The organism is Pseudomonas sp. CGJS7, assembly GCF_036961695.1.
The window spans coordinates 18,414-33,329 of the sequence record NZ_JBAMDI010000065.1 but is presented as its reverse complement, the minus strand read 5'-3'; the positions used below and the strand labels follow the sequence as shown (position 1 = coordinate 33,329).

At 64.6% G+C, this 14,916-nt stretch carries 9 protein-coding genes; 2 read left to right on the top strand and 7 right to left on the bottom strand.

Features of this window, described 5'->3' with window-relative positions; all coding sequences use genetic code 11:
- Positions 1 to 42: 42 nt before the first annotated feature.
- From V7787_RS30865 to mnxG, 7 genes are all read right to left on the bottom strand, one after another.
- The gene (locus V7787_RS30865) at positions 43 to 576 is read right to left on the bottom strand and encodes a response regulator (protein WP_019437656.1); all 534 of its coding nucleotides are present in this window, start codon (positions 574 to 576) and stop codon (positions 43 to 45) included.
- Positions 577 to 825: 249 nt separating this feature from the next.
- Positions 826 to 1,467 (bottom strand): SurA N-terminal domain-containing protein, encoded by a 642-nt coding sequence (locus V7787_RS30860; RefSeq protein ID WP_064493390.1) that lies wholly within the window; start codon positions 1,465 to 1,467, stop codon positions 826 to 828.
- A gap of 12 nt (positions 1,468 to 1,479) precedes the next feature.
- A complete protein-coding gene (locus V7787_RS30855) occupies positions 1,480 to 2,970 on the bottom strand; it encodes a cytochrome c/ABC transporter substrate-binding protein (RefSeq protein ID WP_231114318.1) in 1,491 nt (496 codons plus the stop codon).
- A 185-nt stretch (positions 2,971 to 3,155) separates the two neighbouring features.
- Entirely contained in the window at positions 3,156 to 3,821 is a 666-nt protein-coding gene (locus tag V7787_RS30850) for an SCO family protein (RefSeq protein ID WP_064493388.1), read from the bottom strand.
- A complete protein-coding gene (locus V7787_RS30845; RefSeq protein ID WP_064493387.1) occupies positions 3,818 to 4,474 on the bottom strand; it encodes an SCO family protein in 657 nt (218 codons plus the stop codon). The genes V7787_RS30850 and V7787_RS30845 overlap by 4 nt, the downstream gene beginning before the upstream one ends.
- Positions 4,471 to 6,447 (bottom strand): cytochrome D1 domain-containing protein, encoded by a 1,977-nt coding sequence (locus V7787_RS30840; RefSeq protein ID WP_336091211.1) that lies wholly within the window; start codon positions 6,445 to 6,447, stop codon positions 4,471 to 4,473. Before V7787_RS30840 ends, V7787_RS30845 begins: the two co-directional genes overlap by 4 nt.
- A gap of 18 nt (positions 6,448 to 6,465) precedes the next feature.
- Entirely contained in the window at positions 6,466 to 12,309 is a 5,844-nt protein-coding gene (mnxG, locus tag V7787_RS30835) for a manganese-oxidizing multicopper oxidase MnxG (protein WP_336091209.1), read from the bottom strand.
- Positions 12,310 to 12,637: 328 nt separating this feature from the next.
- Between mnxG and V7787_RS30830 the strand changes: the two genes are divergently transcribed.
- A complete protein-coding gene (locus V7787_RS30830) occupies positions 12,638 to 13,711 on the top strand; it encodes an enoyl-CoA hydratase/isomerase family protein (protein WP_012052142.1) in 1,074 nt (357 codons plus the stop codon).
- Between the two features lie 16 nt (positions 13,712 to 13,727).
- Complete coding sequence (locus V7787_RS30825; protein ID WP_003247935.1) at positions 13,728 to 14,879, top strand: acyl-CoA dehydrogenase family protein; 1,152 nt, start codon at positions 13,728 to 13,730, stop codon at positions 14,877 to 14,879.
- Positions 14,880 to 14,916 lie beyond the last annotated feature (37 nt).

Below are 14,916 nucleotides of genomic sequence, written 5' to 3'. Positions count from 1 at the left end.
GGGGCGCGTCGCAGGCTGGCTCGGCCAGGGGTGCGGGCGCCGCTATTCCCCTGTGAGCAGTTGATCGTCGTCGGGCCCTGGTGGCTTGGCGCCGTTACGGCGGCGGTCGGCCAACACCCAGCTTCCATCGTACAACTGCAGGGGGAACGATTCGTTCCTGTTCTGGCGTCGTTCGACGAACCCTTCGGCCGGGTTGTCCGTGGCCCTGCGCCGGCGCTCGATGCCCAGCAGGTCGAAGATCGCACGCGCCAGCTCCATCAGTGGGAACGGCTTGAACAGGACGTGACTCACTCCGAGTTCGGCGGCCCGCTCACGCACCTCGACGGTGGGGTGGGCGGTGATCAGCACGAAGTGGCATTGCCTGTTCTTGCGTACAGCCTCCAGAACCTGAAAACCTTCCATGTCGGGCAAGCGGTAATCCAGCACAACTACTTGCGGTGCCAGGCTTTCAGCCTGTTCGATACCACTGGCACCGTCGTGGGCAACATGAACTTCCAGGCCTTGCGCCTGCAGATACGCTTGCAGGTTCTGCGCAAGAGTCTGTTCGTCATCGACTACCAATACTCTGTTCACCAAGGTCGACTCCCAAGTACTGCCCGGTTCCCCGGTCTGCGAAGTACGCCCTTGTAGAGACTTGAGCAGGCTTCGTGCCAGGCGTGAATAGTCATGTTGCACCACTGTAAGCCACTGATTTTACTAAGGTGCCGGCCAGCAACCGACAGACGCTGAACAGGCACACCCAACCCGTTCCCCACAACCGGGGAAAATGATGGCACATTGCCAAACCTTAATTCCCCAGCATTGGGGGAAGCGCCCTCAACGGACTCAGTCGGCGATTTCCACTTTAGCGGACTCGCGCAAACGTTGGCGCACGGATTGGCGCGCCTGCGCCTCCCGCTGGCCGATGAGCGTTGCCCGAGCCAAGGCCAGGCCGTGTTCGCGTATGACCAATGGATTATCACTTTGGTTCTGCGCTCCTTGCAGTCTCTTCTGGTTGGCATCATAAAATGCCTCCACTTCGCCCTGGCTCGGCGCGTCGACTGCGCTGAGCAGGGCGTACACTTGCTGGGCCGCCATCTCATGCCGGGTGTATTCAGTGTACTGCGCCCTGTCGAAGCCCGCCTCTGCCAGTCGCCTTTCGAATAACGCCGGGCTGCCAAATGCCGCTTCCACCTCGCCAATCTGTGCCGACACTTGTTCATCGCTGATGGCTATGCCTTGGCGTTGCGCTTCCTGCCACAACAGCTCCTTGTCGATCAGCTCGTCCAGCGCCTGGTCACGCAGGCGTTTATACAGGCCTGGATTGCGGATGCTGGTCACCGCCCGACCCTGGGCGTCCAGGTACTCGCTGAAGTAGCGCTCCAGGCGCATCAACCCGATCTCGACACCATTGACCCGCGCCGCCGGCACATCGGCCCAGCTCGCCCTGGTCAGCACCAGCAACAGGCACAACCATACGATACGCATGACAACCTCCGCTCAAGGGCTGGCCGGCACTGGCCGGTAGGGGCTGACCGAAGTAAAGCGCGGCCCGGGCAGGGCCACCGCCACCACATGGGCACCTGCCATGCCCTGGCGGCGACCAGGGCCAAAGCCCAGTGCCGGGGTCAGGCCGGTGGGCACATCGTGCAGGCCTTCGAGCGCAGCGATCAGTTGCTCGCGGCTGGCATCCCGACCAATCTGCTTCAGCGCTTCGCTCAGCAGGCGCAACGCGCACAGCGTATTGACCTGCAATGATGCCTGGCGCGGGTCCAGGCCTTGGCGCTGCTGCAGCCCGGCGAGCGTAGCCAGGCCTTGCTCGGTCCAGTCCTCAGGCACGTAGGGGTAGGCCAGAAACAGCCGCTGCGACCACTGCGCCGGCAAGCGCGCCACAGCGCCGGCTACCTGACTGGAAGCAGCGAACAGGTAGGGCTCGCGGCCGGCCACCTGCAACGCCGCCGCCAACTCGGCAAAGGCCTGGGCGCGGCCAAGGAAGACGATGCCCTGCCCGTCCACCGCCTGGCCGTCGAACGCCTGGATAGCGGGTGGCGCCCAGCCCTGCTGTCGTAAAAGCTCGCGCACCTGCTCGGCCAACGCGGCGTGTTCGTTACCGGCATACACCACATGTAATTCATCCGGGGCTATGCCCAGCGCCACACGGGCGTGCTCTGCCAGGCTCAGCAATTGCTCGGGCAAGCCGGGTAGCGGGTCGAAGATCTGTGCGCTGCCGCCGCTGCGCGGGGTGCTGCCGACCATCGGCACGTTCTGTGGCGCCAGCAAGGTCGTCAGGCGCTGGTCGAGCATGGGCGCCAATGGCGCGATCAGGGCGAACACCCGCTTTTGCTCGAGCAACTGTTGCAAGGCGCGTTCGGCACTGACCGGGTCGGAACCTGGGTCTATTACGACCAGTTCCAGGCGCCGCCCGTGAATGCCGCCTTGCTGGTTGAGTTGACCCACGCCGTCTTCCAGCACGGCGCGTACCACCTGCCCGGCTTCAGCCAGCGGACCGCTCGCGGGCAGCAGCGTGCCAAGGCGCAGCACGCCCTCCTCCACACCAGGGTCACGTTCTTCGGCCAAGCGTTTGAGATAGGCGGTGAGGTTGCGCTGGTCGGCCAAGGTCAACTCGAAGCGTGGCATGGCCGGGTCGAGGCGATTGCCAGCCGGGTCGATACCCTGCTGGATGGCCCGCGCCAGGCTGCTGTCGGTGTAGGCCGGGTAGCGGCGGCCGTTGGCCTCGCGCGGGCCCTGGCCGAGTGCCAGGCGTTGCCAGTCGAGGCCGGGGGGGCGAACACCGCCTTCGGCACGGCCACGGCCGTCGCTGCCATGGCAACTGGCGCAGGGCAGCACGCTGGCGGGGACTGTGATGTCACTGGCGCCGACCCGGGCTTGCAATTGAGCGTCGCTACTGGAGACGCCCTCGCGGTAGAGGCGTTTGCCGGCTTGTTCGTGGTCGGTCAAGTCCAGGGCCAAGGCTGAGGTCGAAGATGCCATGCCAAGCACGCATGTGAGCCATATCGCAAGCCCTGTGGGCGCGGCCTTGCGTCGCGAAAGGTGCTCGCCTCTTTCTGCGCTTGAGCTGCCACTGCCGGGGCTGCTGCGCAGCCCTTTCGCGACGCAAGGCCGCTCCCACAACAGGTGATGCCACAGAGGCCAGTTTCCCAGGCGGCCCATGATACTTACCGACCTGCCAGCGGCTGGGTCAACAGCTGCATGCGCTGGGCAATCGCCGCTGGCGGTGCATCCGGGCGAATCTTGCTCCAGCGTTTACCTGCAACATCACCGGCAATCAGCTGCGTCGAATGCTGCTCGGGACTTGGCAGGAACTGCCCTATACGGCCAAGCACCAGGTCGACATTGGCCTTGTCGCCGGTCAGGAACAACCAGTTCGGCCCGTCCACCCCCTGCTTGGCGGCGAACGCCTTCAGCGCCTCGGGGGTGTCGTTCAGCGGGTCACTGCTGATCGACACGAAGGTCACCTGGGCGGCCAGCGCTGGCCCCATGGCCTCGCGCACCTCGCGCAGCTTGCGGGTGATCAGCGGGCAGGCATCGGTGCAGTGGGTGAAGATCACGTTGAGCATCACCACCTTGTCCTTGAGCACGTCACTGTAAAAGCGCAGCTCGCGGCCATTCTGGTCCTTCAGCACGGTGTCGGTGAACCAGGCCTTGGCGTCGCGGGTACCGCCACCACTGGCCATCGCCTGCGGTGCTGGCTGCGGCTCGGGGGCTTGCGGCGCATGGCCTTCGTGGGCGAACGCCACCGACGAGAGGATCCACAGGCAGCCAGCCAGCACCAGCCAGTCGAATGCACGCATGCCAGCGCGGTGGGCGGTTGCAGTGCTCATGGTTGCACCTCGTGATGGTCGGCAATGGCAGTGCTCTTGGCATGGACCCGGCGCGCACTGAGGCGGTTGATTTCTTCGATCAATACACCCGGGTCGGTGAAGCCGTAGTAACGCGTCCAGTGCCCGCTACGCCCGTCACCCACCAGTATCAGCGGCGGGTGCTGGCTGAGGTCGGCGTTGAAGCTGCCCAGCCCCTTCAGGGTTTCGGTGATGGCGTACGGGGTACCGGTCAGCCAGCTCCAGCCCGGCCCTTTCTGGAAGGCCTTGGCATAGTCTTGCAGGCGCTTGGCGTCGTCACGCTGAGGGTCGACACTGATCGACACCAGGCGAACCTCCTCGCCTACCCGGCCGCCCAGCTGCTGCTGGACCTTGCCCATGATTGACGACACCACCGGGCATACCGTGGTGCAGCTGGTGTAAATGAAGCCCATGACCACCAGATGGTCACCCACCAGGTCTTTCTCCAGACGTACCGGCATGCCTTCCTGGTTCAGCAGCGACACATCGGCAAAACGCACACTGGCCTTTTCCTGATGCGCCGCCGGGGGCTGCCCGGCATGGCCGTCATGCGCGTGACCGGCGTGGGCCATGGCCAGGTGGCTGGCGAATGCCAGGCTCAGGGCCAACAGTGTGCAAGCAGGCTTGGCGTTCATCGCACATTCCTCACGTCAGTCTGGGAGGCGTTGGTTGCAGCAGCCGGCAAGACGCGCAGGCTGGTGTAGTTTTCTTCGGCAAACTTGCGCCCCAACGAGGGCGACTGCACATGCAGGTACCAGGCACCGGCTTCAGGCAAGTTCAGCGCCGCCTGGTAGACCCCCTCGCCCACCTCTTGCAACTGCAGGTTGCGCGGCATCGACGATGGCGCCAGGAAGTAGCGCAGGCTCAGGTCGTTCAGGCCCAGGCGTGGCTGCCCGTCGTCACCGACAATACGCACCCGCGCGGTGAAGTCGCTGTGCTGCGGCAGCGGCTGGTCGAGGCCGATGAACTCGGCACGCGCGCCTTTGCGTTTGCTGGCATCGCTCCCTGCGGCCACCTCGGTGCTGAAGCAATGAATGATTTGCGGCTGGTTGAGCAGGAAGGCAACGTCGAACTTGCCGGCGGCGGGCAGCTTCACCGTCGAGCCATACACCCCGGGGGCCACTTCGCGCAGGCTGCGGTCAACGACGATGGCGGCGCGGGCCTGGTGGCCGCGGTTGTTGTAGCCGGACATCGGGGCATTCATGCCTTCGGCATAGAAGTAGGTGGTGTTGTCCACCGGGTTGACCACGAACACCGAATTGTCATCACGCGATACCGACAGCCCCTGGGCCAGTGGCAGGTCGCCGGCCTGGCGCGGCGCTGCGGGGCCAGCCTCGAAGCCTTGTACGATGGGCGCACGCCCCTCGCCCAGGCTGGCCAGATTGATCATGCTCACTTTCGGCGAGGCCAGGCCACGCACATAGGCATAGCCTTTGGTGAACGTCAGCTGGTACGGTTCGGCCGCCACCGGGATGTGGTGAATAAGCTTGTCGGTACTGGCGTCGATGACCAGTGCCTGGTTCTCAAGGGTATTGAGCACGATGCCGTAGCGGCCATCATGGCTGAAGCGCATCGGCCCCAGGCCCTGTTCAGCCTGGACCGTGTGGCGCAACTGATGGCTGCGGGCATCGAACACCCGTACGCTGCCCTCCTCGCCATCGACCACGTACACGGCCTGGGACAGCGCCGAATAGCTGACCGACAGCGGGTGCGGGCCCACCTTGATGGTCTTGGCCAGGCGCATTTCCGGGATGTCGATGACGCTCAGGGTGCCGCTGTCGCGATTGCTGACATAGGCATAGCGCGAGTCGGCGCTGAAGGCGATTTCGTGGTGCCCGGTACCGGTGTTGAAGTGCTTCATGGCACTGCGCCCCGGCACGTCGATCACTGTTACCCCGCCTTTGCCCGGGTCGCTGCTGTTGTTGCCAACCCACAGCCGATGCTGGTCCGGCTGCAAGGCCACACGCAGCGGCTGGTCACCGGCGTCCAGGTCGGCCACGCGGGTAAAGGTTTCGGTATCGATCACCGAGACCTTGCCCCGCTCGGGTATCGACACGAAAACCTGCTTGTCGTCGCTGGTGGCCGCCCAGTCCATGGGCCGCCCTGGCAGCTCGATGCGGGCCATGGTGCTGGTCACGCCCCCCACCGACACCGTCGGGTCGATCACTGTCAGGCTGGCGTCATTGTTCAGCATCAGCAAGAAGTAGCTGTTCAGGTCGAGCAGCGGCCGGGCCCCGATGCTGCTCTTGAGAAACAGCGCCACCCGCGCCTTGCAGCTCTGCTCGCGGTCCCCGGCCGGGGCCGACTGCGCCGGGTCGATCCACGCCCCCGGGGCCATGCCCGACAGCGGTTGGCCACTGGTCTGGTCGCTGAGCTTGAAGCGGATGTTGGCGAAGCCGCCCTCCTTCAGTTCGCCTCCGGCCAATGGCCGGGCCTCGAACTCCACTGTCACGCCGTCCCGGCTGAGCCGGTGCAAGGCCTGCGGGCCGCCCCGTTCCTGCAACAGCTCGCGCGGGTCGCACCATAGCTTTTCGTACGCCACGCCCAGGCCGATCAGCGCTACCCCCAGCACTACCCCCAAGTAAGCAGGGCGAGTCTTTTTATTCATGCTCGCGTTCCCCTTCCGTCACTGCGCCGGGGCCGTTGCCGGCGGCGCTTCGTTGGTCACCCGCAAGATCCCCCACAGCCCCGAGAGGTTGCCGTAGGCGGCGTAGTCGCGGAACAGGTAGTCACCCGCCACCGCGTTGGCACCGCCGGCACTCGGCAGCATGAAGCTGAAGTGTGCCGCTGGCAGTACGCTTTCCTGCGCACCGATGTACATGGCCATCGGGTTGTAGCCAAAGCGCACCGAACCGATACCAGGCAGGCTAATCGGGTAACCATCCGCATCGCTCTTCTCGGCCTGGTAGTTGTGCAGTGGCCATACGTGCCCGTCCAGCTGGTAGACCATGCCGCGGCTGCCACCACTGGGCATCACGATATGGTTGCGCACCGGTTGGCCAGGCTTGGCGTACAGCACCGGGGTTTGCGGGTCTCCACCGACCAGGGCGTTGGCGTAGGCCATGTGGGCGTTGGGTACATCACCAAAGCCCAGGCCATTGGCGCGGCCGAATGGCGAGTCGGGCGCCATGCCGAAGCGCAGCCACAACGGTTCGGTCTTGTAGTTGACCGCCATGTTGCCGTTGTCTTGCGGGTCACCGGCAGCACCGTTGCCTTCGGTATTGATGCCTTCTACCGGACGGCCATCGGCCCAGCGCATGTTCAGCGCGCGCTGCCACACCGTGACGAAGTCGCGGTAGTCCGGCTGGCCGCTGACCTTCACCGTGGCCTGGGTACGGGTAGCAGTATCCTCGGTCCAGGTGGCGGTTTGCGGCAGGATGCTCATGGCGCCCACCAGACCTTTTTGCGGCTGCTTGATGAAGTCTGACGGGGTCAGGTTGAGGCCGCCGAACTCGATAGGCGTGGTGTTTATGTTGTCCACCGTGCGGCCCAGCTGCGACACCGGTTTGCCTTCACGCTCCAGGTGGCCGGCGTAGTACTGGTACTCCTTGGTCGGGTAGGCGCCGCTGGTGCCGGCACGTGGTGGCACGGTCTGCACCGGGTTCAGGCCAACGTTGGCACCGTCTGACTTGGTGATGTCGTAGGCCAGCAGTTGCGCATGCAGGCCCACGTGGCTGGACGGCCGCATCAGGTTGTTGGCAAAGGCGGTGGAGCCTTCGCTGTCGAAGCGGTCACGCTTGACCACGTTGTGCATCACTGCAGTGCTCGGCAGGTCTGGCATCACCAGTGGTAAGCGGTTCTCCAGGGTGATGCTGATGCAGTCGCCGGCATTGGCGCGCAGTACCAGCGGCTCTACCGGGACACCCGCCTTGAGCTTGCCGGTGGTGGCATCGAGGTCAGCCTTGCGCACGTACAGGATCGCGGTCGGGTCATGCAGCGGCGCACTGTGGCCACCGATGGTGAAAGGCTCCCCATCTTCGGGGTCTACCCCGCTCACCAGCGGGATGGCGGTTCTACGGCTGTTGAACACCAGGGTGCCGCCGTTGGCCTTGAGCGCGCCACCGACATGCTGGCCGACGCCCGCCGGGTCATTGATGCTGACGCCGTTACGGTTTTCGAGGATGTCGTTGGCCAGCGCTGCGACGATCTCGTAGCTGCGCTTGACCGTGGTGCGGGTACCGATGCCGTTCGGGTTGGCCGTGGTTTTCGGGCAGATGCCGTTGAAGTTCACGGTGTTGCGCATGGCCACCGGCTGCGGGTTGTTGGGCAGCGGGAACAGGTCGGCACGCTGCGCGGTGTAGTTGCGCATGATGCCCCAGATACCGTTCCAATAGCCCTCCAAGGCCGCGTCCAGCGAGTACAGGTAGTCGCCGTTGGTGGCTGCCGAACTGGAGATCATCGACACCGGCGCCATGAAGCCCAACTGCTCGGAGATGCCGATCATTTGCGACGACTTCCAGCCCGAGTTGGAGCTGTTGCCGAAGCCAGAACCGTTCTGCAGCCATTTCACGCCGTGCAGGGTGACGTTGTGCTCCTCTTCATGGCCACCGGCGTGCATGCGCAGGCGCACGTTGTCGCCGGAATAGGTGCGCAGCAACGGGGTGAACGGGTCGCCCGGCTCGGCGCCAGCCGTGTTGATATGCGGCGGGAACAGCGTAGTGCCGCCGGTAGGGCCGACTGCCGAGGTAATCGCCGATGGCGACAGGTTCATCGCCGGGATGGCGCGGTCGGTACGGGTTTGCAGGGCATAGCTGAGGTCGCCGGCCAGGCCGTCGGCCTGCATGCCACGCTTGCCGTCCGGGCCGACCTTGTTCGGGTCATACACGCGCAGGGCCAGCGGCTCGTTGCGGTAGTTGACGACGAACATGCCCGGGTCATCCACCGAGATCGCCTGCGGACATGGCCGGCTGGGGCAACCTGGGTTGAGACCGCCGCGCTTCTCGACGATGGCTTCGAGCAGGTTCGACGCCTTGCCACGCACGGGCGGATTGATAGCGTAGCGGAAGCTGTCGGCAGTGGCCGGGTACGACTGGGCATTGGGGATGCCGTCCGGCCCTGCGCCTACGTACACCCCGGCTTCATAGGCATGCTGGAAGTCGCTGTACTCAAGGAAGAACTCGCGGTAGCTGTCGTTCTTGCCGTCGCCATCGTGGTCGCCGGTCTTGATCACCGCCTGCCACGAGGTCGGGCCGCCGTCCTGGCGCGTGGCCGGGTTGTACAGTTGCTCGCCGGTTTCGGCGTGGTACCAGGTGGAGCCGGCCGGTTCGGCCAGCACGGTGGCATACAGGCCCAGTTGCTGGTGAGTCGATGGGCCAAGGTGGTCATGGGTGAAGATGGTACCCAGGCCACGGTCGACGTTATGCACGTTCACCAGCGGGTCGGCGAACCAGCGCTGCATCGCGGTACGTGCGCCCAGCCAGTCGGCGCGGCCAAAGCGGCCGAAGTACGGGTGCTGTCTGGCTTTCGGGCAGGCAGCGGTGCCATCGCGGCTATCCCCTTCGGTGCAACCGTTGTAAGTACGAATGGCATGCACGCGCTCGACCACGCTACCGGGCGAGAGAATGCCGTCTTCATAGTTCCAGCCGTTGGCCGAGCCGTCGGCAGCGGTCAGGTCCCATTTGGGCAGGTGGATGTGCTGGCCGATCACGTCGGTCGGCGTGCGCACCTGGTAATCGTCCATCTCATAGATGTTCGGGATCAGGTTGGTGTGCTGGTACATCGCGCAGTCGAAGGTGTTCATGCGCATCACCAGCGGCTCTGGCGGGCGCTGCTTGGTAATGACCGGCCAGGCGTCTTCCCACAGGGCAATGATGCGTGCCTGCGGGAAGTGGTAGCCCACTTTGTTGTACACCGCGTCGAACTGGATGTTGGCCCCTTTGTAGATGCGTGGGCGGTCGGCAGTGAAGGCCGAGGCGCCACGGAAGTTCACGCCCGTCAGGCTCTCTCCACTGTTGAACTCCCCTACCCCGGAAGACTGGGTCAGGCGTTTTCCACGGTCATCCATGCACGGCTCGTAGAACGGCGCACCCGCAGTCGGCAACGCGCCGTTGGTGCGGAACGCACTGGCCACTGGCTGGCTGCCGGGGATCAATGCATAGCTGGGGTGTTCAGCCATGGCGTGGAACTGCATGGCGGCCTGCTCGACATCGGTGCCCTCTTCCGGCAGGTAGATGGGCTTGGCCTTGTGCACGACCTTGGTGAAGTCCAGTTTGGTGGTGGTGGTCTCCGCCACGCCACCGGCGGACACACCGTCCAGTGCATGGCGGCCAAGGCCGCCGTCCCAGCCATCGACCTGGTTCGCATCCAGGTTGGCCCACAGGGCTTTACCACTGTCTTTCAGTTGCCGGGCCAGGGCCGGGTCGAGCATGTCCAGGGGCGGGGTTGGCGGGCGGTTGCCCACGCTGCTTTCCATGCCGCCGATCCAGAACGGGTAGCCTGGGTTTTTCAGCGTGCCGTCGGCATTGCGGTTGGCCTCGGTGCGGTCGACCAGCGCCAGCGAGCCCACGGCCTTGCGCACGGGCGCCTCGCTGGCGTGGTCGTCATCATCCTCGTCTTCGTGGTCATCATCGTTGGCAGCAACCAACGCTTCGGAGAGCTTGGGCACGACCACGACTTTGCCGGGCATGGGCGCCATGGCCTTGCCGGGCAACGGCACGATGGCCGGAATCGGCGTACCGGCAACGATCTCGCCATCGGGCAGGGCCCGGGCGCCAACGGCCGGCTTACCGCTACGCAGGGCGAACGGGGTACTGTGGAAGCCATTCTCACCCTGCCCGCTTACCTCCAGGCGCGTGCCTTCTTCGAACACGTCATGTACCCGCCACATTGCCCACATGCCCTGGGCGAAGTGCGGGTAGAAGTGACAATGGTAAATGGCATCGCCGGCAACGCGGTTGCGGTTGCCCGAACCACCGTTGGCGATTTCGTAGGTGTAGCCGACGCCGGCGCCGATGCCTTGGGCATCGATGTAGTCGGAGTTGTCGTCATTGGGGTTGAACAGCCACTGGTGGCCGTGCAAGTGGAAGATGTGCTGCTCGTGCCCGTTGTGGGTGTTGCGGAACTTGGTGAAGTCGCCGATATAGCTGTGGTGCACGTTGGCAGGCTCTGAGGGGTACAGGGCCATGCTGGCCTTGACCCCGACGGCGCTGGCCGGTGGCACCTCGCCCGGGCGGATGTGTTCCAGGCCGACGTTGGCCGGTACATCCACCAAGGTGCCTATGTCGCCGACCGTGTGAGCGCTAAGGAAGAACTCTTCATAAGCACACGACAGGCAGTCGTGCATCGGCCCCACCCCCAAGCGGTTGGCCACCACTTCGGCCCCCATCCCACCAGAGCCGTAATTGATCATGAACGAATCGCGCGCCGGCTCCAGCACGTGGCCCATCACCGGGTCGGCCCAGTAGCCAGGGAAGGCCTGGGTACCGGCAACCTCGTCGGCGAACTGCGAGGCGAAATCACGGAATGCTTCCAGTCGGTTGGGCAGCGCCGGGTTGCGTTTGCCCACGCTTTCCAGCGGGTAAGTGGAACTGGGGAAGCTACCGTCAGGGTTGGGCCCCATGACGATGGCATCGGTTTCGCTGCTGATGATCTCGTTGCCGTTGACCATGGCAATGATCGGTTTGCCGGCCTTGCCTTCGGCGATCCACGGTTCGACCTGCGGATAACGGGCTTCGTAGTCGATCACGGGCTGGCCGGTGGCGGTTCGACCCGTGGTGGCCAGGCGCATTTCTTCTTCAGTGAGGGTGTTGCGGTAGGTACGGCCCAGTTTGGGCACGACCACCACCTGGCCGAACAGGCCGTTGGAGACGTTGCCCGCCGTGCCCTCGCCGCCGAACGTAGCGGCTTTGCTGGTGGCGGCGAAGGCGCCTTCGCGCTCGGCATACAGGGTGTAGCTGCGGGTGCTGCCGGGGCTGACGAAGAAGTTGCCGTTACGCCCGGTATAGGCGGAAATATCGGCAATGCTGTTCACCGCCTGCATCCCGTTGACCTGGAAGCCGACCATGCGCTCGGCCACCTGTTCGTCGGCGACAAAGCCTTCGCCGCCTTCGTTTTCAACCTCCGGCCCCTCTGCCTCACCCTCGGGCTCTTCAGCCTCGATACCGTGCTTGTTGGGGTTCGCCTTGTAATCCAGCAGGTTGGTCAGGTTGACCGTCAGGCAGTCACCGGCCGCCACGCGCAGCACGATAGGCCGCGGGCGCTTGTCCGGGCGCAGGGTGACCTTGCCCGGTACCGCGGCCCCGCCCTTGCTGAGGGGGACCTGCTTGTCGTCCACCACGTCCTCACGAAGGGCAAACATCATGCCGTTGGCGTTTTGCGCGCCAAGGCGGTTGAACATCAGTGGCTGGTCCAGTGCCACCACGTTGGCGACCAGGGTGCGCTGGCACTGCACAGCCGCCTCGCTGGTTGCTTCCCAGCCAAGCAAGGCCAGTACAAGTGATGACAGGATGGGGCCTTTGAGCGGCGTCGACATGCTGCACCTCCGGGACACAGGATCTCTGCCGGGAGCTGGAGCAAGGTGTGTGCCAGAAGAAAAATCCAATATTAATCAATAACTTGTACGATCAACCGCAACGGATTGGGGAGGATCCCCCAGCAGGTTCCCCCGAATCGGGGGACGAAATCCCGTGGGGGCAAAGGCTGCTCCACAGGCGCGCGCTAACCTCACACAAGGTAAAAACGCACGGTACCCTTGCACAATTGTCGATTGTGCAAGGCAAATTCGCATGCCAGGATCCTGCGATCCTCCAGCGAACTCCAGACTTCACTTGGAAAATCAATAACAAAGCAGGGAGAACGCAATGACTGCACACGCTCATACCCCGGCAGCAACCGACCATGTATTGGCCGAGGTCCGCAACCAGATCGGCCACCTGACCCTGAACCGCCCAGCCGGTCTCAATGCCCTGACCCTGGACATGGTGCGCAGCCTGCGTCAGCACCTGGACCAGTGGGCCGACAACCCGCAGGTACGCGCCGTGGTCCTGCGCGGCGAAGGCCCCAAGGGGTTCTGTGCCGGTGGCGATATCCGCTCGCTGTACGACAGCTTCAAGGCCGGCGACACGCTGCATGAAACCTTTTTCGTCGAAGAGTACGCCCTCGACCTGGTCATCCACCGCTACCGCAAGCCAATACTGGTGGTGATGGACGGCTTCACCCTCGGGGGCGGCATGGGCCTGGCCCAGGGCTGCGACCTGCGCGTGGTCACCGAGCGCAGCCGGCTGGGCATGCCCGAGGTCGGCATCGGCTACTTCCCGGACGTGGGCGGCAGCTACTTCCTCTCGCGCATCCCTGGCGAGCTGGGCATCTACCTGGGTGTCAGCGGTGCCCAGATCCAGGCGGCCGACGCCTTGTATTGCGGCCTGGCCGACTGGTACCTGGCCAGCGATCAGCTCGCTGCCCTCGACCGGGGCCTCGACCAGCTCGACTTCAGCGACCACCCGCTCAAGGACCTGCAAAACCTGCTGGCCAGGCTCGGCACCCAGACACTGGATGATGCGCCACTGGAAAAGCTGCGCCCGGCCATCGACCACTTCTTCGCCCTGCCCGACCTGCCAGCCATCGTCGAGCAACTGCGTGCGGTGAGCCTCGGCGACAGCCACGCCTGGGCGGTGGCCACCGCCGATCAGCTGGAAACCCGCTCGCCTCTGGCCATGGCGGTTACGCTGGAGATGCTGCGCCGGGGGCGCGAGCTGGGCATTGACGACTGCTTTGCCATGGAACTGCACCTGGACCGCCAGTGGTTCCAGCACGGCGACATCATCGAAGGCGTGCGTGCCCTGATCATCGACAAGGACAAGCAGCCCCGCTGGAACCCGCCGACCCTGGCCGCGCTGCAAGGCCAGCGGGTCGAACAATTCTTCGAAGGCTTGTGAGCCCGGGAGTACACAGATGCAAGACCTCGAACTGAGCGAAGAACAGATCATGATCCGCGACATGGCCCGGGACTTTGCCCGTGGCGAAATCGCACCCCATGCCCAGGCTTGGGAAAAGGCCGGCTGGATCGATGATGGCGTGGTGCGCAAGATGGGCGAACTGGGCCTGTTGGGCATGGTGGTGCCCGAGGACTTCGGCGGCAGCTACACCGACTATGTCGCCTATGCCCTAGCCGTGGAAGAGATCGCCGCCGGCTGCGGCGCCACCGGGGCGATGATGAGCATCCACAACTCGGTAGGTTGCGGCCCGCTGCTGGCCTACGGCACCGCCGACCAGCAACAGCAGTGGCTGCCACGCCTGGCCAGCGGCGAGGTAATTGGCTGCTTCTGCCTGACCGAGCCACAGGCCGGCTCCGAGGCGCACAACCTGCGCACCCGCGCCGAGCTGGTGGATGGCCAGTGGGTCATCAACGGTGCCAAGCAGTTCGTCAGCAATGCCCGCCGTGCAGGCCTGGCGATCGTCTTCGCAGTGACCGACCCGGAGCTGGGCAAGAAAGGCCTGTCGGCGTTCCTGGTGCCCACCGACAACCCTGGGTTCAAGGTTGACCGCAGCGAACACAAGATGGGCATTCGCGCCTCCGACACCTGCGCGGTCACCTTCGACAACTGCCGCATTCCTGCCGCCAATATCCTCGGTGAGCGTGGCAAGGGCCTGGCCATTGCCCTGTCCAACCTCGAAGGCGGCCGTATCGGCATTGCCGCCCAGGCCTTGGGCATCGCCCGCGCCGCATTCGAAGCGGCGCTGGTCTACTCGCGTGACCGCATACAGTTTGGCAAGCCGATCAACGAACACCAGAGCATTGCCAATCTGCTGGCCGACATGCAGGTGCAGGTGAACGCCGCACGTTTGCTGATCCTGCATGCCGCCCGCCTGCGCAGTGCCGGCAAGCCGTGCCTGTCGGAAGCGTCACAGGCCAAGCTGTTCGCTTCGGAAATGGCCGAGCGGGTGTGCTCGATGGCCATCCAGGTGCATGGTGGGTATGGTTATCTGGAAGATTACCCGGTGGAGCGCTACTACCGGGATGCACGGATTACCCAGATCTATGAAGGGTCGAGCGAGATCCAGCGGATGCTGATTGCGCGGGAATTGAAAAACTATCCGCTGTAACGCAAAGGCAACGCGGTTTTTGGGGGAGCGGGCGACG